Origin of the sequence: Ignicoccus islandicus DSM 13165 (assembly GCF_001481685.1) — an archaeon.
Taxonomy (GTDB): domain Archaea; phylum Thermoproteota; class Thermoprotei_A; order Sulfolobales; family Ignicoccaceae; genus Ignicoccus; species Ignicoccus islandicus.
The window spans coordinates 108,516-132,215 of the sequence record NZ_CP006867.1 but is presented as its reverse complement, the minus strand read 5'-3'; the positions used below and the strand labels follow the sequence as shown (position 1 = coordinate 132,215).

The 23,700-nt window shown below is 44.9% G+C and carries 29 protein-coding genes; 15 read left to right on the top strand and 14 right to left on the bottom strand.

The annotated features are described in order from the left end of the window. Nucleotides 1–75 precede the first annotated feature (75 nt). From nrfD to EYM_RS07915, 5 genes are all read left to right on the top strand, one after another. The gene (gene nrfD, locus EYM_RS00795) at nucleotides 76–981 is read left to right on the top strand and encodes an NrfD/PsrC family molybdoenzyme membrane anchor subunit (RefSeq protein WP_075049230.1); all 906 of its coding nucleotides are present in this window, start codon (nucleotides 76–78) and stop codon (nucleotides 979–981) included. A 15-nt stretch (nucleotides 982–996) separates the two neighbouring features. Then, nucleotides 997–3,465, top strand: a complete 2,469-nt coding sequence (locus EYM_RS00790) for a molybdopterin-containing oxidoreductase family protein (RefSeq protein WP_075049229.1) — start codon at nucleotides 997–999, stop codon at nucleotides 3,463–3,465. A 1-nt stretch (nucleotide 3,466) separates the two neighbouring features. After that, nucleotides 3,467–4,147 carry a 4Fe-4S dicluster domain-containing protein gene (locus EYM_RS00785; RefSeq protein WP_075049228.1) on the top strand — a complete coding sequence of 227 codons (681 nt, stop codon included), beginning with the start codon at nucleotides 3,467–3,469 and terminating at the stop codon, nucleotides 4,145–4,147. Between the two features lie 64 nt (nucleotides 4,148–4,211). Next, nucleotides 4,212–5,138 carry a 4Fe-4S dicluster domain-containing protein gene (locus EYM_RS00780; protein ID WP_075049227.1) on the top strand — a complete coding sequence of 309 codons (927 nt, stop codon included), beginning with the start codon at nucleotides 4,212–4,214 and terminating at the stop codon, nucleotides 5,136–5,138. A gap of 10 nt (nucleotides 5,139–5,148) precedes the next feature. Then, nucleotides 5,149–6,642 (top strand): 4Fe-4S binding protein, encoded by a 1,494-nt coding sequence (locus EYM_RS07915; RefSeq protein ID WP_075049226.1) that lies wholly within the window; start codon nucleotides 5,149–5,151, stop codon nucleotides 6,640–6,642. Here the strand turns inward: EYM_RS07915 and EYM_RS00770 are convergent, their stop codons facing one another. After that, the gene (locus EYM_RS00770; RefSeq protein WP_075049225.1) at nucleotides 6,643–6,993 is read right to left on the bottom strand and encodes a hypothetical protein; all 351 of its coding nucleotides are present in this window, start codon (nucleotides 6,991–6,993) and stop codon (nucleotides 6,643–6,645) included. It abuts the gene before it with no gap. A gap of 140 nt (nucleotides 6,994–7,133) precedes the next feature. Here EYM_RS00770 and EYM_RS00765 point away from each other — a divergent pair, with 140 nt between their 5' ends. Next, the gene (locus tag EYM_RS00765) at nucleotides 7,134–7,784 is read left to right on the top strand and encodes a choice-of-anchor V domain-containing protein (RefSeq protein WP_075049224.1); all 651 of its coding nucleotides are present in this window, start codon (nucleotides 7,134–7,136) and stop codon (nucleotides 7,782–7,784) included. A 13-nt stretch (nucleotides 7,785–7,797) separates the two neighbouring features. On the opposite strand, the gene EYM_RS00760 is transcribed toward EYM_RS00765, so the two are convergent. The 4 genes from EYM_RS00760 to EYM_RS00745 are packed head-to-tail and all read right to left on the bottom strand — an operon-like array spanning nucleotide 7,798 to nucleotide 10,451. Next, nucleotides 7,798–8,436, bottom strand: a complete 639-nt coding sequence (locus tag EYM_RS00760) for an ABC transporter ATP-binding protein (protein WP_075049223.1) — start codon at nucleotides 8,434–8,436, stop codon at nucleotides 7,798–7,800. Beyond that, nucleotides 8,417–9,166 carry a molybdate ABC transporter permease subunit gene (locus EYM_RS00755; RefSeq protein ID WP_075049222.1) on the bottom strand — a complete coding sequence of 250 codons (750 nt, stop codon included), beginning with the start codon at nucleotides 9,164–9,166 and terminating at the stop codon, nucleotides 8,417–8,419. Before EYM_RS00755 ends, EYM_RS00760 begins: the two co-directional genes overlap by 20 nt. Then, complete coding sequence (gene modA, locus EYM_RS00750; RefSeq protein ID WP_075049221.1) at nucleotides 9,163–9,930, bottom strand: molybdate ABC transporter substrate-binding protein; 768 nt, start codon at nucleotides 9,928–9,930, stop codon at nucleotides 9,163–9,165. The genes EYM_RS00755 and modA overlap by 4 nt, the downstream gene beginning before the upstream one ends. A gap of 59 nt (nucleotides 9,931–9,989) precedes the next feature. Continuing rightward, the gene (locus EYM_RS00745; RefSeq protein WP_075049220.1) at nucleotides 9,990–10,451 is read right to left on the bottom strand and encodes a hypothetical protein; all 462 of its coding nucleotides are present in this window, start codon (nucleotides 10,449–10,451) and stop codon (nucleotides 9,990–9,992) included. 44 nt (nucleotides 10,452–10,495) lie between these two features. Here EYM_RS00745 and EYM_RS00740 point away from each other — a divergent pair, with 44 nt between their 5' ends. Both EYM_RS00740 and rnhA read left to right on the top strand, forming a co-directional pair. After that, complete coding sequence (locus tag EYM_RS00740) at nucleotides 10,496–11,659, top strand: M20 family metallopeptidase (protein ID WP_236943419.1); 1,164 nt, start codon at nucleotides 10,496–10,498, stop codon at nucleotides 11,657–11,659. Between the two features lie 10 nt (nucleotides 11,660–11,669). Next, on the top strand, nucleotides 11,670–12,116 hold the full coding sequence (gene rnhA / locus EYM_RS00735; protein ID WP_236943418.1) for a ribonuclease HI: 447 nt from the start codon (nucleotides 11,670–11,672) through the stop codon (nucleotides 12,114–12,116). Here rnhA and EYM_RS00730 read toward each other — a convergent pair. Together EYM_RS00730 and EYM_RS00725 are read right to left on the bottom strand one after the other, a co-directional pair. Next, nucleotides 12,113–13,258: a proteasome-activating nucleotidase gene (locus tag EYM_RS00730; protein ID WP_236943442.1), complete on the bottom strand. Its 1,146-nt coding sequence runs from the start codon at nucleotides 13,256–13,258 to the stop codon at nucleotides 12,113–12,115. The genes rnhA and EYM_RS00730 overlap by 4 nt on opposite strands. A gap of 170 nt (nucleotides 13,259–13,428) precedes the next feature. Continuing rightward, nucleotides 13,429–14,088, bottom strand: a complete 660-nt coding sequence (locus tag EYM_RS00725) for a tRNA(His) guanylyltransferase Thg1 family protein (protein ID WP_075049218.1) — start codon at nucleotides 14,086–14,088, stop codon at nucleotides 13,429–13,431. Between the two features lie 71 nt (nucleotides 14,089–14,159). On the opposite strand from EYM_RS00725, the gene EYM_RS00720 reads away from it, so the two are divergent. Genes EYM_RS00720 through EYM_RS00700 form a run of 5 tightly spaced genes read left to right on the top strand, consistent with a single transcriptional unit; the run spans nucleotide 14,160 to nucleotide 16,934 of the window. Continuing rightward, a complete protein-coding gene (locus tag EYM_RS00720) occupies nucleotides 14,160–14,327 on the top strand; it encodes a 50S ribosomal protein L40e (protein WP_075049217.1) in 168 nt (55 codons plus the stop codon). Nucleotides 14,328–14,333: 6 nt separating this feature from the next. Beyond that, nucleotides 14,334–14,903, top strand: coding sequence for a nucleotidyltransferase (locus EYM_RS00715; RefSeq protein ID WP_075049216.1), 570 nt, complete (start codon nucleotides 14,334–14,336; stop codon nucleotides 14,901–14,903). A gap of 5 nt (nucleotides 14,904–14,908) precedes the next feature. Further along, complete coding sequence (locus EYM_RS00710; protein ID WP_236943441.1) at nucleotides 14,909–15,517, top strand: translin family protein; 609 nt, start codon at nucleotides 14,909–14,911, stop codon at nucleotides 15,515–15,517. Nucleotides 15,518–15,542: 25 nt separating this feature from the next. Further along, on the top strand, nucleotides 15,543–15,935 hold the full coding sequence (locus tag EYM_RS00705) for a methyltransferase RsmF C-terminal domain-like protein (protein ID WP_075049214.1): 393 nt from the start codon (nucleotides 15,543–15,545) through the stop codon (nucleotides 15,933–15,935). A gap of 21 nt (nucleotides 15,936–15,956) precedes the next feature. Next, the gene (locus tag EYM_RS00700; RefSeq protein ID WP_075049213.1) at nucleotides 15,957–16,934 is read left to right on the top strand and encodes a uridine kinase family protein; all 978 of its coding nucleotides are present in this window, start codon (nucleotides 15,957–15,959) and stop codon (nucleotides 16,932–16,934) included. 88 nt (nucleotides 16,935–17,022) lie between these two features. Here EYM_RS00700 and rtcA read toward each other — a convergent pair whose 3' ends face one another. Further along, the gene (gene rtcA / locus EYM_RS00695; RefSeq protein WP_075049212.1) at nucleotides 17,023–18,087 is read right to left on the bottom strand and encodes an RNA 3'-terminal phosphate cyclase; all 1,065 of its coding nucleotides are present in this window, start codon (nucleotides 18,085–18,087) and stop codon (nucleotides 17,023–17,025) included. A 3-nt stretch (nucleotides 18,088–18,090) separates the two neighbouring features. Next, nucleotides 18,091–18,714, bottom strand: coding sequence for a hypothetical protein (locus EYM_RS00690; RefSeq protein WP_075049211.1), 624 nt, complete (start codon nucleotides 18,712–18,714; stop codon nucleotides 18,091–18,093). An 84-nt stretch (nucleotides 18,715–18,798) separates the two neighbouring features. On the opposite strand from EYM_RS00690, the gene EYM_RS00685 reads away from it, so the two are divergent. Beyond that, nucleotides 18,799–19,275 carry a DUF6884 domain-containing protein gene (locus EYM_RS00685; protein ID WP_075049210.1) on the top strand — a complete coding sequence of 159 codons (477 nt, stop codon included), beginning with the start codon at nucleotides 18,799–18,801 and terminating at the stop codon, nucleotides 19,273–19,275. Here the strand turns inward: EYM_RS00685 and nadA are convergent. Then, nucleotides 19,261–20,178: a quinolinate synthase NadA gene (nadA, locus tag EYM_RS00680; RefSeq protein ID WP_075049209.1), complete on the bottom strand. Its 918-nt coding sequence runs from the start codon at nucleotides 20,176–20,178 to the stop codon at nucleotides 19,261–19,263. The two genes, EYM_RS00685 and nadA, sit on opposite strands and share 15 nt — an antisense overlap. Nucleotides 20,179–20,264: 86 nt before the next feature. Between nadA and EYM_RS00675 the strand changes: the two genes are divergently transcribed. Further along, the gene (locus EYM_RS00675) at nucleotides 20,265–20,840 is read left to right on the top strand and encodes a roadblock/LC7 domain-containing protein (protein WP_075049208.1); all 576 of its coding nucleotides are present in this window, start codon (nucleotides 20,265–20,267) and stop codon (nucleotides 20,838–20,840) included. Nucleotides 20,841–20,842: 2 nt separating this feature from the next. On the opposite strand, the gene EYM_RS00670 is transcribed toward EYM_RS00675, so the two are convergent. From EYM_RS00670 to EYM_RS00655, 4 genes are read right to left on the bottom strand one after another with little or no spacing between them, the layout of a single operon-like run. After that, nucleotides 20,843–21,832 carry a hypothetical protein gene (locus tag EYM_RS00670; protein WP_075049207.1) on the bottom strand — a complete coding sequence of 330 codons (990 nt, stop codon included), beginning with the start codon at nucleotides 21,830–21,832 and terminating at the stop codon, nucleotides 20,843–20,845. Between the two features lie 6 nt (nucleotides 21,833–21,838). After that, nucleotides 21,839–22,240, bottom strand: a complete 402-nt coding sequence (locus tag EYM_RS00665; protein ID WP_075049206.1) for a hypothetical protein — start codon at nucleotides 22,238–22,240, stop codon at nucleotides 21,839–21,841. Nucleotides 22,241–22,290: 50 nt separating this feature from the next. Then, nucleotides 22,291–23,055, bottom strand: coding sequence for a 16S rRNA (adenine(1518)-N(6)/adenine(1519)-N(6))-dimethyltransferase RsmA (gene rsmA / locus EYM_RS00660; RefSeq protein ID WP_075049205.1), 765 nt, complete (start codon nucleotides 23,053–23,055; stop codon nucleotides 22,291–22,293). Beyond that, complete coding sequence (locus EYM_RS00655; RefSeq protein WP_236943417.1) at nucleotides 23,033–23,692, bottom strand: DUF655 domain-containing protein; 660 nt, start codon at nucleotides 23,690–23,692, stop codon at nucleotides 23,033–23,035. The genes rsmA and EYM_RS00655 overlap by 23 nt, the downstream gene beginning before the upstream one ends. Nucleotides 23,693–23,700 lie beyond the last annotated feature (8 nt).

Here is a 23,700-nt window from a genome sequence, read left to right as displayed (position 1 = left end):
TGACACCAAGTTGACCAATTGGTTAAGAGAATGCTTTTTACTGTCTAGTCAGTCAAACTATTGGGTCAATAACTGATGCTTCCGGCGATACTTTTCTTCATTATAGGTGTTGCCGCCATAGCGGTAGCCCTCCTCAAATGGAGGGAGCTAATAGGGATTGATTTAGTAAAGAGAAATTCAATAACGTGGAAAGCAATGGTCCCTGCATACATGTTCTTCGCTTCCGTATCAATAGGACTGGCTCTGGTAGCAGGTTCGCTATATCTCCTAGGAATACAAGAACCGCGAATGGTCGTTGCAGCTATATTGAGCTTAATACCAGCTTGGGTGTTAGTTATATTAGATCTAGGTAGACCCGATCACATACTTCACATGATAACGTCTTTTCAACCTCGCTCGAGGATAGCATGGAACCTCGTTTTCTACAGTCTCTACTTCCTCTCGCTATTATGGTTCCTCTTACTCCCATCTTCAATTTCAGCTATTGCTTCAATGGCCTTAGGCATACTACTAGAGAGCAATTTAGCAATGACCATGGGTACGAGTACTATAGAAGGATGGAGAGGTATAGGGAAAATAGGCATATTCTGGCTCTCCGCCGCCGTGCTAGGCCTAAGCGTCGCAACAGCATTCGGTGTATATGAGCCGATCGCATTAGGCTTTGCTGTATTCGCGTACCTACTGATCAATTTCTGGGAATACTGGCTTGAGAGGTATCCGCTCAAGTTGTACTTGTACTTCGCTGTACCGCTTGTACTTTCTCTAATACATCCATTACTGGCACCACTAGCGGTAGTTGGAGTGTTCATAGAGAAAATGCTGGGTGCGTACTACCCCCAACTTCAGAGACTACAGAGGGAACCGTACAAACTGTACTATTGGAAATACGGCAGCGAATTTGCTGATTCGAAGGAGAGCTTGATAATAGGTTTGAACGCTTTAGGTTGGATTTTCTTCTTGGTTACTTCTATTTTAATATAATGTAAGGTGAACGAAATGAAGGAGATAAGGGAAGTTCCTCATATATGTAGGATGTGTACGGCCAGTTGTAGCGTAATAATGGAAGTGATGGATGGCGAAGTAGTAAGGATAAGGGGCAATCCTAATGCAATTTATCACAACGATGGGAGGATATGCCCTAGAGGTAACAGCGGTATATATTTGCAAGACATGCCTAGTCGTCTCACGAAACCGCTCATAAGGAACGGTGGAAGAAGAGGGGAATGGAACTTTAGGGAATCGAGCTATCAGGAAGCTTTAAGCATAGTAGCGAACGAGATAAGAATGCTAAAAGAGAAAGGGGAAAGCAACAAAGTAGTCGTAATTTTAGGTCAAGCTATCGCAGCGAGACATAATCCGGAAGTAGTCGGTGCTTTGTCAAAGGCCCTAGGCACGCCTAACGTAATAGTAATGCCATTAAGTACGTGTATTGGTTCGAAACTAGTCGCTTGGGGATTCTCAGGAGTCCCAGGTCATCACGCGTACTTAGTACCAGATTACAAGAGAACTAGGTTCTACTTGTCCTTCGGCAGAAATCTGGGAGGAAGCGTTGCCGTAGGCCAAACCCGGAAGGCAGGAATAGGCAAGAGAAAGTATGAGCTAGTAGTGGTAGATCCCAGACTAAGCGAGTGGGCCATAGTTGCTGATAAGTGGATACCTATAAGGCCGGGCACTGACTTAGCGCTCTTGCTAGCCTTAATAAACGTTATATTAAATGAGAAACTTTACGATGAAGAGTATCTGATCAAGTACACCAATGCACCCATGCTAGTGAACCCTACCACCTTAGAGCCAATAGAAACAAAGGAAGTAAAGCTAAAGAATCCGATGAAAGAGTTTAGCGCAATAGACTTCCTAGTTTACGATGAAGCGAGCGAATCGTTTAAGTTCTCGCGCGAGGCCAAACTTCCATCCCTATATTTCGAAGGAGACTATAACGGTGTGAAAGTAACGACAGTATTTAACGTGTTACGAAAACACGTCGAAGAATACACTCCAGAGTGGGCCGAGGAAGTAACTGGAGTTCCAGCAAGCGTCATTAGAGATCTAGCAAAGGAAATGGGTTCTGTTAAGCCCGTTTCAATAGAACCTGGATGGAGCGCCAACAAGTTTTACAATCACTTCCAGACCTACAGAGCTGCTGCAGTACTATCAATACTACTTGGAAGCCTCCTTAGAAGAGGTGGAGTAGTCCTATCAATGGGTGGAATTACTACGGTTCTACAAAGAGGTTCTCCGCCGGTGGCCGGACCCCCAGTTTCCGATAAACCTTCCGACTTGTGGTCTCAAGAAAACGAAACCGAGATAGAGCTGTCAGATGGAACCAAGACTAAGGGTCCGTTGCTTCCTTGGGGAAGGAACTACTTTGGTTTGCTTAAGCTAATTGAAAAGGAGCGCGGATGGGTCATATTAGTGCTAGGAGGAAACCCTGCGAGAACGATGATGGGAGAAGCCTTCCAGAAGATAGCGAGAAGTAAAAACGTAAACTTGATATTTGACTTCGGGCTTCTGAAGGACGACACTGTCCTATACTCGGACGTCTTCATCCCGGAATGTAGTTACCTAGAGAGGCCCAACCAAGTAAGTGGCATACCCTTCAGTCTCGCTAAGGGATTCATGGTCGGTGGTCAAGCCTTAGATAGCGACTGCAAGGCTTTCCACGAGTTCGTTCTAGACCTATTGAAGGAAGTCGATTCCAATGCTATTGAAGCGTATGCTAGAGGGGTTGCGAAAGCCATCTGTCCAGCATGCGAAGAAGAATTGGTTGAAGTAGCCAAGAAGTATAGCGGCGAGAAACACTTCTTTACGAACGAATTGATTAAGTTGCAGTGCGAGAAAATGGGAATAAACTATAATGATATAATGAAGAACGGAATAGTATATCAAACCTCGGAGGAGTGGGGACTAGAAATGAACGAGAAAATATTGACTAACGGCTGGCTCAATACGGCAAGCGGTAAAGTGGAAATACTTCCTCTGAAGTTACTCAATTTGATAAAGAAGAGAAAGGGCGAGATAAAGCCGGAGTGGCATCCGCTTCCCACATGGGTACCTCCATTATGGATGAGAGGGGCCTTAGGAAAGGACGAATTCGTTGCAACTACTGGAAAACTAAGAAACATGAGTTATACGTCCACTCAAGATAACCCTGTCTTGGCTTACCTACTCGACGACACTGGAATTTGGATAAACAAAGCTCGCGCGAAAGAACTCGGAATAGAGAACGGTGACTTAATCGAAGTATGCAGCGAGTGGGGATGCGTTAGGGGTCCAGCTAAGGTTACCAATGCTATAGAACCGACAACTGTCTTCATCCCAGCGAACTACGGTTTCGAAGTGGACCTTCCGTTTGCAAAATATAAGTATCTAGCATTGAACAAGTTACAGACTCCCTATCATATAGATCCAATTACGGGAACTCATTTGTTAGTTGATTTTAAAGTCAAAGTAAAGAAGGTGATGTGAGTTGAAGCCTGTAATGGTAATTGATCTGAACCTATGTACCGGTTGCGGTGCTTGCACAGCAGCTTGCCTTGCAGAAAACTCATATAAAGGCGAAAAGGGAGAGAGACCTAACGTAATATACTCCCTAATATCCAAGTACTTACCCATAAAACTATACAAAGGACGACCCCTCAAGGAGATACTCAAAGAAGCTAAGGGCAATCCCGAAATACTGAATCTGTTCGAACCACGAACGAAGATAGTTAGGGTAGAAGAAGGGGAATACCCAAACGTAAACGTGTTACTGTGGCACAAAATGTGCGTCCATTGCGACGACGCTCCATGCGTATCAGTTTGCCCAACGGCCGCGACCTACCAAACGAAAGAGGGAATAGTCTTAGTTAATAAAGAGAAATGCATTCTCTGCGGTGCGTGCATTGTAGCGTGTCCATACGGTGCGAGGAGCGTGGATCCAAGCAGCTACACTGTAGATAAATGTACATTCTGCTATCATAGAATAACTAAAGGCCAGAAACCAGCGTGCGTGGAAACGTGTCCAACGGGAGCTAGAATGTTCGGTGACCTAGACGATCCTAACGATCCAATTAGAGAAAAAGTGAGGGAAGGAGTTCTGGGAACGCCTAAAGGTCCTAAAGAAGAAAGCGGTAAGCTTTACTTCATACTTCCGTCTCGCAAGGTCTAAGGGTTACGTTCTTTTACCGGCTCAATATTTACCTCTTGACACGTTAACTTACCGGGTAAAAGTAGTGGGGGATGCTAATAATAGGAGAAGGTTCCTTAAGGGTATTATTGCTGCATCAGCTCTGGCGCTCCTCTCCCCACCCGTAATATACTCCTTAAATAAGGAAGAGAAGAAAGTGCCGAAAGTTTGGTACGAACCATTTATTTTAGAGAAAAACGATAGGTATGAAATGTACAAAGCCTTGGGTTATGTAATTGAAAAAGACGGTAAGAGGTATGCGGCTAATCCTGTACTCCCAGATAAGCCGCTCGTGTACATGAAGCCCTACCACGAAGATAGGTTCGAGTTAGAACCCCCAGGCGCCTTCAAGTTAACTGAAAGATGTATCAGATGTAGCCTCTGTTACTTCGCGTGCATGAGGGACGGAAACCATACAATACGATTAGGTACCATAAAGGACGGCTCTAAGAAGGTCGGCGTTCCAATTGTGTGGAACCTAATGGACTACCCATGTACTCTATGTATGAGCTGTGCGAAAGCTTGTCCGACCGGAGCCCTAGAGGAAATAGAACCAAAGAAAGTCAAAATGGGAATTGCTCTGATCGACCCTGACCTATGCTGGGCATGGAACAGCGGCGACTGTTACAGTTGCGCGAAGGCTTGCCCCTACGGTAGCGAAGTCTTCAAGTTCACCTTCAACGAGTTCGGAGTACACACCGAAGTCATACCGGAAAGGTGCACCGGTTGTGGTCAATGCATTCCAGCTTGTCCAGTAGTAGGGGCTGCCATACACGTGTATCCTAAGGAAGTATATGAAGAAAGAGTGAAGAACTTCAAGAACACGGGCATGAGTTACGAGGAATACACTAAATTGATTAAAAAGATAGAAAACGAGGACCCAGAGAAAGCAACGTGGAGATACACGATTAACGCCGATTACATTATCAATAAGAGGGGTCTAATTAAGGAGAAGATAGTTAGCGAGTTCTGAGGGGAAGGGAATGATCAATATAGAGAAATTGAAAAAGAGTTTGAAGGGTAGGCCACCTAGAGGTAAGTACACCTTCTTGCGAAGGTTCTTACAGCTATCCCTCCTCACGTTATTTACTACCCAAGCGTTGTTCCACGGTTACTTCATAGAAGGTAGCTTCGCCTCGAGCAAGACCTTACTCGACTTAGCTCTTTCCGTGTTCTTCGTCATTGCATCCTATCACTTCTGGAAGGCCACTCTATCTCTAAGTAAAGAATCTGGTAAGGTGAAATACCTAGGGCTAATAGGGGGGAGTCTAGCAACTATAGGCGCAATACTTGCCCTTTACTCCTTGTTCACAGGATTGGGTTTAGACGTAACAGCTATCATAAGGGTAGGAACCAAGCAAGAGCCTAAGGAAGTGTTAAATTATACGGGAATAGCTGCTTGGATTACCTTCATACTTGGAGGTACGCTCTACCTGGGTTACCTCTGGAGAATAAGTAAAGAGGGGGCGGGGTTACTGAAGTTCAGCATGAACGCCTCAGCAATATTCCTTGCAATGGCCGTCGTAACGTTCTTAATTACTGAAAACTTATTGGTTGTACTCGGGTCTACTGCTGCAGTTGCCGCTGCTATAAGCTTCGGACTTTACGCAGAGGAAATGGTAACTAAAGACGAGAGGATAAAGAGATTAGCGTATGCTCTCGGCATAACTTCAATCGCACTAGGCGTGTTAACGTTAGTGTCCTATTTCGTTAGTTTGAAGAACGTTGGAACGTTCTACTATCCAATGATGGATCCGATAGCGTGGATTGAGTACCTTGCTGCTTCAAGAGGTTTCACTTTAGAATCCGTTATTGCTGTCTTGGTAGTAGTTTTCCTCTACAGCGTTCTAGGAAGGTTCTTCTGCGGATGGGTTTGCCCCATGGACTTACTATTCTCAATATTTGAAAAGAAACTCAACATGCCTAGGGACCCCCCTCAAATAAGGTTCCACAAGGCTACGACTCTCGAGAAGGTAGTACCGATAGCTTTCGCCTTAGCTTACGTAGTACTGAGCTACGTCTTTGCGATGCCGTTCTTTACGAACATGTCACCAGTTGCTGGAACGACTAAGTTCGGAGCGTTCGTAGTTGCCGTCCTGGCAAACGTACCAGCTGCGTTCGTTGGTTCCATAATAGCTTACGGGTACACTACTCTCTTCGCGCTAGTAGTCAACGTAATTGCTGAGAAAGTATTCAAAATAAAGAGGTTCTGGTGCAGGTTCGTTTGTCCTATAGGCGCGCTCTACGGGTTCGTGATGAATAAATACAGTCCGTTGAGAATAAGGATAGTAAATGAGAAAAAGTGTACTAGGTGCAACCTATGCAGCATGGCATGTCCTATGAGTATTGATATAGTAGATTACATAAACAGAAATAAAGACATCGACGATTATCGCTGCTTCCATTGCGGAAGGTGCGTTGAGGTATGTCCATACGGCGTTCTGTCCTTGAGCTTCTTCAAAAAGGAAGAAAAGTAATTATTTGCCTCTCAGCTCTTCAATGAGTTCCTTCAAATATTCAATGAGGCTTTCGCCTACGGCTATTTCCCCTCTTTCCAAAGCCTCTTCTAAGCTCTCAAGTTTCTCGTTATCCCCTAGGTAACCGTAAGAAACGTAAACCTTGAGGACGCCGGGATGGGAAGTCGCTAACTTGGATAATTCATCTAGATCCTTAACTGTTCTACCTTCTACGTAATAGACCAGATAGGGTTCCGTATTAGTTTCATATATTTCAAACCCGATGTTGCTTAAGAAGTTCTTCACTTCCTCCCTTTTCTCGCCGTGCCTGTAGTTCGGATCTATTAGAACGAACCCGGTCATGAATACCAAGACTTCGTACCCCGAGACAAGTTTTGAGGGAGGTAAATAGAAAAATCAAGGCGAAAACTACGTTAAGCGACCATTCAAACGATTTAAACGAAACGAATTTTTATGGAGGGCATGCTCTTCCCTTATGAGCGTGAGGGTTCGTGAAGGCATACAAAGTATTATCGGTAGTACTCCTCGCCTCCCTTGTAACCTTTGCAATGAGCAACGGAGCGCCTTCATTAACTTGCACTCAATGCCACGTAGATGCGAAAGGACTACCTCCAAACAAGATAATAATTAAGGGTCTTCCTGAGAAGGGAGGTAAGTACTATTACGTCCCCGGCAAGGCTTACAAGCTAACTATAGAAATCGAGCACCAATGCACTCCAGCTATGAGCAACTGCGCTGGCTTCGCTTTCACTGTCTCTTCCGGCGAGTTAAAGGTAATTGATCCAGAGAACACCTTCCTAACCCAAGCCTTCGACTTCACTACCGGTCAGACTATAGCGTTCGTAACTCACACTAAGGAGGGAGCTCAAGTTAACAAGTGGGTTGTAGAGTGGATAGCTCCTAACGATGCCAAGCCAGTCCAACTGAAAGTGGCTGCACTAGCTGCTAACGGTGATGGTGCACCTACTGGAGACGCCTATGGCGTTAAGATAGTTAACGCAGTTCCAATGCAAGCCGAACAACCCACCACAACCCAACCGGCACCGGCTGCTGGTAACGTCGTTACTGTCACCAAGACCGTAGTAGTAACCACTACTGTAACTCTACCAGTAACTACCACTATAGTCGTTTGCAACAAGTAAAGTTCCACTATTTTTAATCAATTTTTATTAAAAATCCCTTATCCATCATATACACTTCGTCACATTTCTCCATTACTTCCTTGAAGTGAGTAATCCACAAGATCGAAACTTTTCGTTTCTTTGCGAGCTCCCTTACTACCTCAACTAGGCTCTCGCGCGAACTGGGGTCTACACCGCTCAAGGGTTCGTCCATAATTATTAGTTCTTTACCGCTAGCGAAGGCCATTGCTATTGAAAGCCTCTTCGCTTGGCCTCCGGAAAGCTCCTTGCCCTTCAAATCGGAGATGGGTTCTAATTCAAAGAGCCCCATCACTTCCTCGATTAAGCGGGGAGTAGCGTTCTTAGCGACGAACTCCAGATTCTCCTTAACAGTGAGGTGTGGAAAGACTGGGCTCCTTTGAGGTACGTAAGCCAATCCCCTACTACTAGGTGGTAAATATATTCCCTTGCTCAACACTATCTTATTGAAGATCCTTACTTCACCCTCGCCTTTAAGCTGACCAACTATAACTTTCGCGAAGGTGCTCTTACCGGACCCATTAGGCCCTATTATTGCCACTATTGATGGGTGTGAAACGTCTAAGTTCACGTTACTTAAAATAGGTCTCTTTTTGTAAGAAAAGCTTAGGTTCCTAACTTCCAGCGCCTTCATTGCCCTCACCTATGATAAACAATATTAAGGAGAGCATTGCCGTTACGAATATTAATGCTAAGGTCTTTTCCAACTCACCCGAACTAAGGGTTAAGTAAATCGCAATTGGGAGAGTTTCCGTCTTAAACCTTATCGCCCCAGCCAAGGTGACGGAGGCACCGAATTCACCTAGGGAGCGAGCAAATGAGAGTAGGGAAGCGGCCCGAAGTCCGGGTGCAATAATAGGTAGTATCACTTTCCTTATCAAGCACAGTCCATCGCAACCGTAAACGCGCGACAAAGTCAACAGTTCCTCATCGAGCATGTGCATTGAACTCTCAATTACCCTCAGCGATATAGGGTACGCAACGACGAATTGGGCAACTATCAAGCCGGGAACGTTGAATACTATTGGTATAACGGAATTTACGAGGTTACCTAGTGGCGTTCTGGAGAAGAAAATCAATAATAGCGCTCCTAACGCTACAGGCGGTAACGCCAATGGAATCATAGAGATCGCCTTAAGTACGCGAGAAAACCTACACCCCTTGGAAAGCGAGTAGCCCGATGGTATCGCTACCAATAACGCGAGAGCTGTAGCAACGGACGCAGTGAAAACGCTCAGTTGGAACGCATACAGGGTTTCCGGGTCAAGTAGGGCCGAGGCAACGGAACGAAGTGGTACAGAGAAAAGGGGAAGAATTATAATCATGAGGAGAAAGGTAGGCATTACGAAGGCAAAGGCCTTCATTTGTTCACGACCTCGTAACCCAGTTCCTTGAGTATTTGCTGTACTTCGGGTTCTTTCAGGAACTGAATGAACTTCGCAGCCAAGTCCCTATTCTTTGCGTACTTAGTAATTGCTATCTGAATACAGGGTTCGTAAGGGGTTGAGACGTTAAGCGGTATAGCTCTAACCTTATCTGGATACCAGTAATGGCCCACGCTCCATCCGATGGCTGCGTCTACCTGACCTAGGGCAACTAGGCTAACTAGCTTAGAGAAATTCTCTGTAAAAGTGATTACTTTACCCCTAAGCTGATTCCAGAGACCGCTCATTTCGAAAGATTGTTTAGCGAACTTACCTACAGCGCAACTCTTTAGATCGCACATGGCCACTTTATAATTCCCTTTCACGAGGTCGTCCAAGCTCCTTATCGGACTATTGGCTGGGACGAGTATAGCTAATCTCAAGCATGCGACAGTAGTAACGGTGTTAGGGTCAACAACGCCGTCCCTTACGGCCTTTTCCATATATACTGGGGTTGCTGGCGAATAGACCTCTCCAGTTTTGGTTATTTCCAGTTGCGCTAGCAAGTGACCGGAGCTACCATATATGGCTTCTACTTGCACGTTGTACTTCTTTTCAAAGAGAGGTAGTATTTTCAACCAAGCTTTCTTCATTGCAGCGTTTAGTAGGAAGAGGGGCTTTTCGTTCCTTTGAAAGCTTAGGTGGCTGAGGCCTACCGTCATCAAAGCCAATATTACGAAGGCAGCTATCAACTTGCTTCTCATAAAATGCACCAAGTTGACTATCTCTAGAATTATTTAAAAACACTCCGTGAATTCGTAAACTATTTTTGTTGACCATATTGGTTTAGTAACGCCTTTATCTTCTTCAATATAATGTCGCTAACCTTCATCAAACTCCCATCGTTTTTGATAACAATGCCACCTTCTTCCTTTATAATTAGATCGTCCATATTGAAGTGCCACTTTATCCACGTAATTATCTCGCTCTTATTTCCACGGAGCTTTATGCCTTCCGAGTCGGCTACTTCTAGAACTCTGTCCGAGACGTCCATAACGTTAGAACCTTTGGTTACCTCTACGAACGGATTGGATGCGAGTTCAACTAGTTCCACGATCTCCTTGCACTCCGTATAGTTCCGATTTATCCTTTTCAACGTAGAGTGAACGTTCTGCTTCGAAGTTCCGAGCATGTCGCCTATTTCGCTATAGCTTAGCTTCAATCTATATCTATAGAATATCATTTTTATTTGCTTTTCACCCAATCCTCTAATGCTCTCACCCAATTCGATTCCTTTATCTAAAAGGTAATTAGCTCTATTATGGTAATTTGCTTCGGTGGTCATCCATCAACGATGCATTTTCCCTACTCAGGAAACTTATTTCGTATGATACAGTCTCGCCAGAAGGCAAGCAGTACGAGGAGTTCGCTAAATTCGTTAAAGGATGGTTCGAAGAACGAGGTATTGAGGCCAAGATAGAATACGTAGACAAGGACTATAGATCGAAGGTTTGTCCTACCGGTTCCGAGAGACCCATAATAATAGCCAAAGTAGGGGATGGAGATCCTTTATTAGAATTCAATGGGCATTACGACGTCGTTCCCCCTGGCGAAGGTTGGGAGAGCGACCCGTTCGATGCCAAGCTGGTCAACGGTTACGTTATAGGCAGGGGAGCAGTTGACATGAAGGGCGGCGTAGCAGCTATAATGTTAGCAATGGCTAACCTTTCCAATTGGAAAGGTAGTGAAATAAAGGCCGTACTAGTTCCAGACGAAGAGGTTGGGGGGTTATGCGGAACTGCTTATAGAGTAAACGCGCTAAAGGACAAGTACCCAGTAGGTAAGAAGGTGGTGATAGCTGAGCCCTCTTCTAGAACGGTATGGATAGGCCACAAAGGCGTAATATGGTTAGAGGTGGAAGTGAGCGGCGTCCAAGCCCACGCTTCCATGCCATGGGTCGGCGAGAACGCCTTCATTAAAGCTGCATCATTAGCTATTGAAATAGACAGAGCATTGAAAGAGGAGTTCTCGAAGACCTTCAGCAAGTACGAGTACACCAGCGGTCATCCCATGGCTAAGTTCACTGTCTATAACATAGGTGGCGTAGCTTACTCTACATCGAACAAGGAAAACGTAATACCAGGTTCATTTAAGTTCTCGATAGACGTGAGGACCGTTCCCGAGGTCCGCCCAGAGGACGTAGTTAGGAAGATCGAGGAAATAGTGGAAGGAAGAGGTAAAGTAAGGGTCAAGTTCGTTGATCAAGGTATATTAAATGAAAACAGTGAACTGGCGGAATTAATAGAAAAGACTTGGGGCGAGCCGAAGAGGGTATGTGAGGCCGGTTTAGACATGAGGTTCTATAGGGGATATGACGTGGTAACTTGGGGGCCCGGGGATTCCATGGAAGCCCATAAGCCGAACGAGAAGATACGATTGACGGAGGTAGAGGAATTCGCAAAGAGATACGCGAAACTCCCATATCTCCTCTAAGGAAGTAGTCTTGTATTTCGATGGGCTTTGCGAACCGAAGAACCCGGGAGGCGTAGCTACTTACGGATTCGTGGCCAAGAGCGACGGAAGAGTTATATGCAAGGGAAAGGGCGTAGTAGGAGCCGGCTTCCTAGGAGACGACGTTACCAACAACGTGGCGGAATACACGGCCTTGATAAGGGGATTGGAATGTCTTAAAGAGAAGGGAATTAAGAAGGTCAAAATAAGGGGGGATTCGCAGCTAGTTATAAGGCAATTGAAAGGAGAATATAGAGTGAGGTCCGAACGCATGAAACCCCTTTATAGGAAAGCTATGGAACTGCTGAAGGACTTCGAATATCAATTGGAATGGGTACCCAGAGAATTGAACAAGGAAGCTGACCAATTGAGTAGAGAAGCCTTCAAGGAATTCATTAAGAAGTACGAGAAGGAATATAGAGAGTTCTATGGGGCTTAAATTGTATTTAGCGAATGTTCCTTCTTTGGAGCTTGCCTGTACGTGGTTCCGAGTCTCTTAGACATCACTTTATCTATAGCTTTCATGAAGTCGTCCATTGTTACGTAATTCCTTCCAGCTCTGATAGCGTAGTATCCAGCTTCCGTTACTATTGCCTTAATGTCAGCTCCAGTCGCTCCTTCCGTTAATTCCGCCAGTCTCTCTAAGTCGACGTCTGGACTCATCTTCATTTTCCTTGTGTGAATGAGGAATATTTCGTACCTGCCTTTCTTATCTGGCGGCGGTACGTATACTATTCTATCAAACCTTCCGGGTCGAAGTATTGCCGGATCGAGTATGTCTAACCTATTAGTGGCACCTATTACTGCAACTCCTTTGAGTGGGTTGAAACCGTCCAGTTCCGCGAGTAATTGCATGAGGGTTCTCTGAACCTCCCTTTCTCCACTGGTACCCAACTCTATTCTCTTGGCCGCGATTGCATCGATCTCATCAATAAACACAATACTAGGAGCCTTCTTCCTAGCTAAGTTGAATACCTCCCTTACGATCCTCGCGCCTTCTCCAATGAACTTATTAATTAATTCGCTTCCGACCACCCTTATGAAGGTGGCTCCTACTTCTCCAGCTACCGCCTTCGCAATCAAGGTCTTACCGCAACCGGGAGGTCCATATAAGAGGACACCCTTAAGTGGTTCCACGCCGAGTTCCTCGAATAGTTCAGGGTTCTTCAGAGGTAATTCCACTACTTCCCTAACTTCCCTTAACTGCTCCTTGAGGCCACCTACATCGCTATACCTCGTCTTAGGCCTTTCGACTACTTCCATTGCCTTAACGTTAGGGTCCTCAATGTTAGATAGCACTTCAACTATCAAGTTTCCTCTCTGATTTATAGCTACGCTAACGCCGGGCCTCAGTAGATCCTTAGGAACCTTGCCGCTAACCTCTACGATGAGACTAGGGCCAGCACTGGACTTCACTATGGCCCTCCCATCTGGGAGCACGTCGAGGAGAGTAGCTTCGACGAGCGGAGGTGAAGTCATCTTGTTTATTTCCGTCTTCCAATACTCTACTTCAGCTCTCAATCTCTTATTCTCCTTTTGCAATTTCGTTAACTTCCTCTTCAATTCCTCAATTTCGTCAATTGAGTATTGAGCATCGTCATAGGTTCTGGGAGTCCTCTCGTCCGAAGGTATTGACACGTTGGTTCCCGTCAATGTATAGTGATGCTAAAAATGTTAAAAATAGGGTCCGTCTATTTAGGGAGTCTTACTTAGCTCTTCGGTTGAAAACTTCCCTCATCACGGTTTAACTCTCAGCCGGGGTTACCTACCACATTTTTTAATTCTCCTAATAAGGCCCATCCAGTTATTGCTTTCAACTTTCTCCGTTCTACTGTAACAACTTCCCCAGTGAGAGGATTTACTGCCCTCTTTAAATATTTTTCTCTCTTTATTAGAGTTCCGAAAGCATACTCGTCGGGTTCTATTGTCGTAAGCGCCTCGTGGCAAGGGAGATTGGTTAGCTTCGAGGCGTAGTTGCATAAAGTTACCTTCAATCTCCAAGCTACGTACTTGGGCCACTCGGTTTCGCGAATTAACACGATCCTACTGTCAAACCAAGCAGCCTTTCCTATCTCTAGGGAAAAATTAGCGCTAACGAAGGAGGGGAACACGCTATCTATTTTCTCTATCCTTCCGGCGAACGGAGGTCTCTTACAGAAGACATTGATTTCGTCGCTTGAGACGTACGCTTCGTCGCAAGAATACGTCTGAATTAAGGCCTTAGTTGAGCTTACGAGCGCGTTGTGAACTGTCGGATCTCTTACACTGCCGAACTCCTTTGTAAACCTTCCGAATTTGACCCCATCCATCCTTACTACTATTTCCCTATCTACCCGGAGGAGCGAGAATTCCTCTCTATCTTTAAATTCCTCGTAACTGAGATTCATTATGGCATTTAATATTTCTCTCATAGAACCCCTTGAACGGTCTAGCACAACTATTAAATTACTTCCACCCTTACGTGAGCATCGGTGGTTGAACAATGCCAATAACGGATCCCGAACTAATTGCTATAGTTCAAAAGAGGGCATTGAAAAAGTACGTCTGTAGGAACTGCGGAGCTCTCAACCCTTGGGGAGCAACGAAATGTAGGAGGTGTAGGAGCAAGAACTTGAGACCGAAACACTACGAGTTAGGTGGCAAGAGGTAATGAGGTTTGACGTATACGCTAGATGACTTAGTATTCATCATGAAAAACTTAGAAGAAGGAGGTCTGGAAAGCGTAATAATTGGTAGTACTGCAATCGAGTTAGAATTACGCACTAATAAGTTTAGTGGAGATCTAGACCTCTTTCCGACGAACCATTTCGCGCTAGTTGAGGAAGACTTCTTTAGAACGCTAGCGTTCGAAAAGGGATGGGAGTACGGTCATACCGGCCTAGGTACCCCTAAATACACCGTCAGGGGTCCTAAGAGCCAAGTGGAGGTCGAGTTCTACGATAATATCATGGACTTCTACGTTCCGGAAGAGATACTGAACGAGGCCGGGACCATAGAGCTGCAAGGCGTGAAGATAAGGAAGATTTCCCCCGAAGATTACGTAGTGTTGAAGTCGAGGTCCGAAGATCCGGATGCCATAGACCAAATAAGGGGAGTAAACGAACTCGCTAAGAGAGGGAAGATCCAACTGAACATTAGGAAAATTAGGGAGAGGTTATCCCTCTTCCCAGAGACGGACGTACCAACAATGAGAAATAGATTGAAACAAGCCGGTATAGATGTGTGAGACCAATGGTCCTGAACTTAGATTACGCAGAAGAACTATCTAAGAAGTTAGACGAGTACGACGATTTAAAGGACAAGGTTTACGATCTTTCTAGAAAGATAATAAAGAACAGCAAGTTGTGTATATATGCGATAAGGAGAAAGGAGTACGATAAAGCGAAGTCCTATTTAGATGATATAGAGAAGATGAGGGCCGAAATATACGATCTCATTAAAGACAACTTGAAATTGGCCTCGGTAAACATAGTATCGACCGCAGATCAAGAATACGTGGAAGCGCTTGCCCTCTATTACTTCGTTACTAAAGGCGAAATACCGAGAGCAGAGGAAATAGGCGTTAGCGTTCAAGAGTACGTAGCTGGTGTCATGGACTCTGCAGGGGAGATGTTAAGGCTGGCTACCGATTACCTTATAGAAGGAAAGATCGAAGAGGCCGAAAAGATAAGGGACGCGATAGAGAAGATATACGTGTTCATGTTACACGTTAATCCACGCGATTACGAACTCAGGAGGAAGATAGACTACGTGTCTAACGTTCTAAACAAACTTCAAGAATTCATATTCTATAAGAAAGTACTGGGTCCTGTGAAGAGGATCACCGGCACTGAAGAATGATGACCCGTGTGAGGGCCGAGGACCTTTGAGACCGTCTTTCTGGTTTTTGAAGGAATGTTTGGACTCCAAGGTTGACTACTTAAACTTCCATCGTGAAGGAAAGGTAACTTATGCCTCCTATATAGACGGAGGTCATTTCCCGGTGGAAATCGAAGGCGAAGTGACGCCGGGAGGGATCTGGTTGTTATCGCGGACCGCCAAGCGAGGCTTAATAGAGGTAAAAGAGGAGAGAAAGGCAATGCTATTCTTATATGGAAGGGACCTATTTAAAGATTCCTATAGACTAGTTAGGAGGCCTTGCAAAAGCGGTTTCGTTTTAGTTTTCTGGGAAGGCGTATTATTGGGACTAGGGAAGCTAATTAAAGGAAACGTCAAGAACTTGCTTGACTTCGGGGAGTACTTAAGGAGAGGTATATAGCTTCGATGGGTTTAATTGAAAATGCGCATTTCGATTGAGACCTCCGATTTAAGGGAAGCGGCCAAGGTAGTAGCTAACGTCATCAATGAAGAAGACGTTATATGCATAGTAGGTCCGTCCGCTTCTGGAAAGAGTACTCTCGCTACCAACATCGCTGAGCTATTGGACGGAAGCGTATTAAGCACGGACGATTTCTATTTACCAGATGCCGAGAAGATGGCTTCCGTTCTCTCCACTTTCGATCATCCAGCTTTACTGGATTGGGAGCTATTGTTAAAGGTCGTAAGGGATGCTCTTAGAGGAGAGACAGAGGTTAACGTACCAGTTTACGACATGACTCTCTCCCGAAGGATTGGATATAATAAGAGAAAGTTAAAGAGGCCGTTGGTAATAGAAGGTATATTCGCGTCTTACGGTCCTCTTAACGAGCTTTGTAAGTTGAAAATAAGCGTCGAAAGCCCCGTTCACTTGTTGTTAGCGCGAAGGGCGCTAAGAGATATAGAAAGGGCCCAAGAGAGCCCCTCTAAGGTAATTGATAGAGTAGTAACGACAGTGCTACCTCTAGCTAAGCTCTTCGTAGAACCTCAAATGAGGGGAAGCGACGTTAAAGTACTGAACGTATGGAGACCTCAACTGAGGAAGCCCTTAGGAACGTGCGAGGAATCGGAAGAGAAAACGGACGGAATAAAGGGCGAAAGAAGAGTATGGGAATTGAAATGGAAATCCGAACTAGTATTTGTTATAGAGAATTTCATAGGAGAGCTCGTAGAACACTACGTAGGCATTTCTTGGGAAAACAAGTCGGTCATCGTCAGGGTCAGACCAGAAACGGCCTATTCGACATTGAGCGCACTGGAAGTTTACCACTATCACCACAACGCCTTCTACCAGAAAGGGACGTGGAAAGGCGGAATACTCTACGGGAAGGTTTACGACGAAGTTTCGTGGAAGGAGAAGGGTTCGTTTAAGTGTTGTAAGAAATGCATACCTAACGTTTAAACGCTCCTCTCCGAAGGTTAGTCCGAGAAGCCCGCGGAGGCCCTCGGGAAGAGGGACAATGAGGTGCTCGGGCGTTACTCCCGGTTGCTCAAACCTTCCAACACGCTCCTTGAACCTTTAGTTTGAACGGTTTCCCCAACTCACCGTTTAACTCCATCCGTGCCTCTGGGAGAATCTTCCTTATTACATGAATATGGGTCCAAGCGTGCATAGTCAACTTGGAACCGCCTATTTGAGCTTCACCACACGAGAGCGCTGAGAAGGGCAGTATCATATCGCTCATGTGCCTATCCAAAGCCATACCCGTACTTAAGTCCTCGTAAAGTTTCTCGGCTGCTTCCTTACCTACTACTTCAGCCCTCTTACCTCTAGCTCCTATGGAGTCTCCTCCTAACAAACTCTTCTCGGTTATAGCCCATAGTACGATACCGCTCCCGGGCCCCAGATGGGGATCTCTATCCGGTGGATACCACTCGAGGTCTATCTCAACTTTATCGAATCCTTTAGACTTGAGGAACTCTATGGCCGACTTAGCTTGCCTCTCAGCCACGTGTTTCGGGAGCTTCACGCAATGGGATAGACCCCTTACCTTTAAGACTTCTCCTCGGTGTACGCTACCCCAATTGCTTAATTCTCGTGGAGGGTTCCTTACAACGTACTCGACCTCTCCCCCACCCTTCGGATAGTGTCCCCTTTTCTTTAGGTAAAGTTCGGCTTTGAAACCAAAGTTAGAGAGTATCGGATAGTAAACGAAGCGTAGGTAGTCTATGGGAGGGCTCATGGGAACGTCAGTACCTCCCCTCAAGCTCACTGAAACGCTAGAAGGAGCGAAGACCGTCACGGGGGTTATAGCTTGGAGGGCTAAGCTAACGCTGCCGGCTGTACCTATATCGAATCTAAACTTCCCACCCTTCAATCTCTTAGGTTTAAAAGTGAGTTCCATAGAGCCTACGGAGAGTCCCTCGACCTCGGCATCGGTCATTTCAGCTAACGCTTTGACAGCAGTGAAGTGCTGTCTCCTAAGTCCTGGGTTCTTCCTCTTCGCTCTGATATTGTATATTCTAACGGGCCTCAAGGTTACAGCAGAGAGGGCAACTGACGTTCTAAGTATTTGACCTCCTCCCTCTCCAAAGGATCCGTCTATTTCTATCAAGTTTCACCTTCCCTCAAGCGTAATCGCAAGAAGGGGCAATAACTCAGCTAGCCTCATTTCGTGAACGTTGACGTCTTCCAAGCATTTCCTATTTGCATAGAATATTACAGCTAATAGTATATATAGGGTTAAGGTTAACCGCTTGAACCCGTCCTTATAAGACGGATATATGTAATTTACTAGAGTAGGGAAAACACATATCTCATCCAATAATTTCCTTTTACGAGGGTCTTCTACGTATTCCCATATCTTCTTAGGTGATCCCACAGTCATTATAACGCATTGAAAGAGATCGTTCAGTATATTGTATAAGAGCTTCCTAAGCTTATTGATCTCGCTTTCTTTATTAACGTCTATGGGGGGGGGGTTGCTCACTGACTTGAATATCTTAACTAGTTCCTCAATAATCGATTGAACTACCGCGTCGTACGCTAACTTATAATCTAGAGAAATTCTGGCTTGGTACCTGATCATCCTAATTTTCATGCAGTTTACTTTAACGTTAGCTAAGTACTTCTTAATTACTTCCTCCGCCTCCTCCGGCGTTACCTTACCTTCATCGACCTTCAGTAACTCGTTGAAAACTTTATTGAAAATTTCATAGTCATTAAATAGATTGATTTCCATTGATTCTTCTCCATATTTGGGATATTACCCCGGTTTAAAATAGTACTTTTCAGCCCAGTTAACTAAAGGGGGTAGAAAGTACGTATGAATGGATTGGTGATTACCAACTGCACGAAGCGGAAAAGAAGTTTCAGAGGTCCCGCAAAAGAGATTTACATGGGATCAGTTAGGAACCTATTCCGACTAGCCGAGGAAATGGGCCTTCATTGTTACGTACTTAGCGCTAAATACGGTCTAATAAGGTGCGATGAGACAATAGAACCATACGATAGTTACGTAAAGGACTTGAACGAAATGGAACTAATTGAACTAAAGGAAAAGGTCAGACGGAGATGCAATGAAGTAAGGGGGCCTTGGGACCTCGTTATTACGAACTTAAGTTCGAGTTACGCGCCTCTATTGGATTGCGAAATAGTAACTGAAAGGGCCTTGATCATAGGAACTAGGCCTCCAAAGCTCTCGTCCTCTCAAGAAGTTGCGTATTCGTTCAAAACTCTAGGGGAGAGGAACAAGCTGTTGGGTAACGTTAGGGAACTACTGAGCAATTTACTTAGTAGCTAGCTCCAATCCCTTCTCAATGGCCTCTAAGGCCCTTTTAGCTATTGATTCGTCTACTTTAACTTGAGGTTTCAATGTTTCCAAGCTCTTAACTATTTTATCGAGGGTAATTTTCTTCATATCTATACATATCGTCCTGTTATCCGGCGGATATACCTCAACATTCGGATAAAGCTTCCTCGCTCTATAGCTCAATCCCTCTTCTGTACCTAGTATGTAGCACTCCGCCCCCAGCTCGCCTATAGCCTTCAGCATTTGACTGGTGCTACCTATGAAGTCGGCCATTTCTTGACTCTTTGGAGGCGCTTCCGGATGAACCAAGAGCTTACAACCGGGGTGTTTCTCCTTAGCTTTCCTAAGGTAATAGGGGGATACCAAGTACTCGTGGACGGGACATCTACCCCAAGGAGGAACGGGCACCACTTCCTTATCTACTCGTTGAGAAACGTACCAAGCTAGGTTCTTATCTGGACCAAAGAGAACTACTTCGTCTTCAAGCTTTGAGACGACCTTTAGCGCAGAGGCGCTGGTCACTACTATATCGCTTAGCGCCTTAGCTTCTATCGGCGAATTAACGTAAGTTACAAGGGGGGCATTAGGGTACAGTTCCTTGAACCTCTTTATGACCTCAACCGTCATGTAGTCTGCCAACGGACAGCCGGACGCTGGCTCCGGATGAAGTACCACCTTATCTGGGTTCAGGACTTTGGCCACTTCGGCCATGAACCTAACCCCGGCTACTACTATTACGTCGCTATCGACTTCCTTGGCGACCCTCGCCATTTCCAGGCTATCTCCAACGTAGTCCGCAACGTCTTGAACTTCCGGGAGTTGGTAATTGTGTGCTAATATGAAAGCTCTTCTCTTCTTTCGAAGTTCTTCTAGTTTCCGTACTAATTCCTCCATAGTTTCCTTACCCTATCTACGCGTTTCGTATTTTAAGTTAATTATTTAACTAGGTCCGAACGTAATTGACGAATGGGCACTAAGTTATGAGTTCGAGTTCTGAAGACAGGATAAGTAAGTTCGTTGACAGCGTTAGTAAACTAAGGGGCATAAGCTACGTTTCCGTTAGCAGTGAAGGTCTCCCTTTCAAAGCTGCCGGGATTCAAAGACAAGGAGCTGAATACATAGCAGCAATCTCTCACTCGCTCTTTACGGAACTCCAACAAATTTCAAAAGAGGTAGATCTTGGCACCCCCGCTTGGATGAAGGTTTTCCTAAAGGATAATACTAACAGAATATATATCTTCCCCTACGACAAATTCATACTAACCGTAAAATACGATTACGTACTTGATAAACTTATAGAAAAATTGATTGAAAACTTAGTGAAAGGCATCAGAATAATTTGCCAGCACTGTGGCGCAGACCTAACCTTCGAGGTATACAAGTGTCCGAAGTGCGGAAGCAGTTTAACTTACAACGTGAAGAGGTGTTGGAATTGCGGAGCTGACGTTTCAATTAAGCAATGTCCGAAGTGCGGAAAATACATATTACCAGACGGCTCAAAGCCGGGCTTCATAACCTTACTAATACTAAAGATAAAGAGTATCTTTTCCAAGTAGCTTTACTTAGATTGAGGAATTATTTCACCAGTGAGTTCTAAATCACCCAGTCTTACCTTCACGTAAGTCCTTTTCCATGGAAAGTTCCTCGTTGAAAGGGCGGACGTTATAGATGCGACCATTCGAGGTATTAGGTTCTGCCATATCTTCGATTCTAAGATTATATTGAGGACGGCCTCGCCATTCGATTCTATATACAGCAATGGTGATTCGTTTATTCCGAAGCGATCCAATATCTTCAAGACCGTGTCGTAAGTTACGCTATCGAAATAATAAGTCCTCCCATCGCTCGTAATGACCTTTAGTAGAGATTTTAACTCGGCCCTCTTACTCGCTTCGTAGAGCTTTTCGAATAAGCTCCTTAGATCGACGGACGGTTCCTTAATTTTTATGACTGCCACCATCATTCCGTTCACTTCTTCTGGCGTCTGACTCTCAGCCTCGATTCCGTTCTTTGACAAGAAATAGGCTATTTCGTCCGAAATGGTTACGAGGTCTATTAAATCAAGTACTTCTAGCGGTGGGGCTTGGGAAATCACTTCGGGAATTTCGATTGCTTCCTTCTCCTCGGACTTGGCTTCCTTCGAGAGCACTTTCTCGAGTATCTCTGCTAGCTTCCCTTTGAATTCCTCTAACTGTTCCTCATTTACCGTTATACCGTCAAGCAGTTTCAAAGCCTTCTCGAAACTCTCCCGGGGTAATTCATATATTACAATCTCGAACTCTTCTTCACCTAGAAACGCTATCGCTTGGCTCCCTAAGGCTGGTGGATCTTTGAGGGATGCAGCAACGACTTCGCCTTGGCAAGACACCACGTAACCACCCAGCGATGGTATGCGAAAGGCAACGCAATTTCCGGTAACTCGCTCTATTAATTCTATGGCCTTATATTTAACGAGGTCCTTGAATCGAAGGTTCGTAAGCACGTAAAGTCGAGAAAGAGTGTCAACGAAAATCCTGGATGTCCTATCGAGTTCCGGTGAGAGCTTCATTGGTTATCACCTCGTCCGGAAGAAAAGTTTCGCCTCACTTGGATCCATTAATATGGTAACTTTCAAATTGGAGGACCAAGGAATTTCCCTTATGCTTTCTAAGATTGATAATACTTTCCTACATTTTTCTATTTCTTTTTCCACTACCTCGGCCCTTTTCTTCAAGACCTCTTCGAGGGCTTCCGGAGAAGGTTCGAAATAAACCTCAATGCCGTCTATCTCTTTGAATAATATGGCTCTGTTGTCTTCTACACCTAATTCCTTCTTCAGTTTCTGAAAGTACGCTCCCTCATCTTGAACTTTCTCTAGGGCACCAGCAATTAGTTCAGATTCCATCTCTAACGAGTTTAAGTATTCGTTGCAAGAAGATATAGCTGTTTCAATATTGTCGAACTCTTTGTAATACATATAATTTGACCCCATTCAATAGCTATGTATACACGGAATTAAATAAAAGGTTAGGGCCCAATTAAGTCGATTGACTTCCAAACTCTCTCAAAGACGCGTAGAAATTCCTTTGGTTCCACTTCTCTAACTCTCCTATCGTCGTCCCATTCAAACCCACAACTTCTCGCTACTTTCCTTAGCTTCTTGTTTTTCTGCGAAAACAAACACGCAAGGAATTTGGAGAACTCTTCTGGTACGGACTCGAGCCTCTTGAGGTGAACGTGTTGACTTAATACTTGAGGCCGGGGCCAGAAGGAGTTAGGGGGCCACACGGGACCTTTTTCAATCTCGCAACACAATTGGACCATCACACTTAGTCTACCGTAATCTTTGGAACCGGGTCTCGCTGTAATCCTATCAACGAAGTCCTTCTGAAGTAATAGAAGTGATTTCTCCCACGTAGAGCTCGTTGAAAGCTTAGCTAGCAAGGGTCCGCTTATGCTGTAAGGTATCGAACCTACAACCCATGGTTTATTAAAGGGATATTCCAAAGCATCGCCGCAAATTAAGGTTACGTTACTCACCTTCTCCAACTTCCTCTTTAAATAATTACAAAGCCTCTCGTCCCTTTCTATAGTAATTACGCGCTTAGATATCTCCGCTAGAGCTAGCGTTAGCGTACCCAAACCGGTACCTATTTCTATGACCTCAGTAGATCGCTCGATGTTGGAAACGAAGTAATCTATTATCCTTCGATCTACCGTGAAGTTCTGACCTAACCACTTCTTCGGTCTAAAAGAAAGCTTTCCGATTTCACTTAGAACCAGATCGCGCAATGGATCTCACCTTTTCGAGGTAATTCAGAAACACTGCATTGCTTCTAGGCGGAGGCTCGACGAACAGGTAGTATTTCTCACCACCTTGGAGTTCTTTGAGTATTCTTTCAACAATGCCTTCAACTATGTCCTTATATCCCGTCCTCTTCTCGAAGTCCTCGAAACTCTCAAAGGGCTTCCTTTCCCTTTCCTCAAGTATTTGCTTGAGAGTCTTCTTTCCTATATGAGGGAGTAGTTCTAATGCATGGAACTTAAGGGTTATCGGGCTTGCAACGTTCAAGAACGTAACGAAGAGCTTCTCGTTATCCTTCACGAAGTTCCGAAGCACCTCGGGAAGGTTCTCTTGAGCTACTGTTGAGAGGTCCTCGTACTTTATCAAATATACTCTCGGAATGATCCTCTCATCCAGCGGTCTGAACGATACCCTCTCGCCTATCTTTAAACTCGAGCCTTCCTTTACACCAAATTCTATTAACTTTAACTTGGTTTCATCTAACGCTTGAGCGAAAGGCCTGGACCTATGCTCAGCGTGATGGTCTAAAGGGTTACCTTGAGGCATGAAGTCAAGTACTCTAACCACTTGAAGCCAAGATAGGGGGGAATGGGGGTGATGTCTCCTATGAGGTCTTCTGTGCAAGCCTAAGT

Bases quoted from the DNA above. Each gene is read 5' to 3' on its own strand.
- nrfD (WP_075049230.1), top strand. From the start codon at position 76: ATGCTTCCGGCGATACTTTTCTTCATTATAGGTGTTGCCGCCATAGCG.
- EYM_RS00790 (WP_075049229.1), top strand. From the start codon at position 997: ATGAAGGAGATAAGGGAAGTTCCTCATATATGTAGGATGTGTACGGCC.
- EYM_RS07915 (WP_075049226.1), top strand. From the start codon at position 5,149: ATGATCAATATAGAGAAATTGAAAAAGAGTTTGAAGGGTAGGCCACCT.
- EYM_RS00760 (WP_075049223.1), bottom strand. From the start codon at position 8,436: ATGAAGGCGCTGGAAGTTAGGAACCTAAGCTTTTCTTACAAAAAGAGA.
- EYM_RS00755 (WP_075049222.1), bottom strand. From the start codon at position 9,166: ATGAAGGCCTTTGCCTTCGTAATGCCTACCTTTCTCCTCATGATTATA.
- modA (WP_075049221.1), bottom strand. From the start codon at position 9,930: ATGAGAAGCAAGTTGATAGCTGCCTTCGTAATATTGGCTTTGATGACG.
- EYM_RS00725 (WP_075049218.1), bottom strand. From the start codon at position 14,088: ATGAGAGAAATATTAAATGCCATAATGAATCTCAGTTACGAGGAATTT.
- EYM_RS00720 (WP_075049217.1), top strand. From the start codon at position 14,160: ATGCCAATAACGGATCCCGAACTAATTGCTATAGTTCAAAAGAGGGCA.
- EYM_RS00710 (WP_236943441.1), top strand. From the start codon at position 14,909: ATGGTCCTGAACTTAGATTACGCAGAAGAACTATCTAAGAAGTTAGAC.
- EYM_RS00700 (WP_075049213.1), top strand. From the start codon at position 15,957: ATGCGCATTTCGATTGAGACCTCCGATTTAAGGGAAGCGGCCAAGGTA.
- EYM_RS00690 (WP_075049211.1), bottom strand. From the start codon at position 18,714: ATGGAAATCAATCTATTTAATGACTATGAAATTTTCAATAAAGTTTTC.
- EYM_RS00685 (WP_075049210.1), top strand. From the start codon at position 18,799: ATGAATGGATTGGTGATTACCAACTGCACGAAGCGGAAAAGAAGTTTC.
- nadA (WP_075049209.1), bottom strand. From the start codon at position 20,178: ATGGAGGAATTAGTACGGAAACTAGAAGAACTTCGAAAGAAGAGAAGA.
- EYM_RS00675 (WP_075049208.1), top strand. From the start codon at position 20,265: ATGAGTTCGAGTTCTGAAGACAGGATAAGTAAGTTCGTTGACAGCGTT.
- EYM_RS00670 (WP_075049207.1), bottom strand. From the start codon at position 21,832: ATGAAGCTCTCACCGGAACTCGATAGGACATCCAGGATTTTCGTTGAC.
- EYM_RS00665 (WP_075049206.1), bottom strand. From the start codon at position 22,240: ATGTATTACAAAGAGTTCGACAATATTGAAACAGCTATATCTTCTTGC.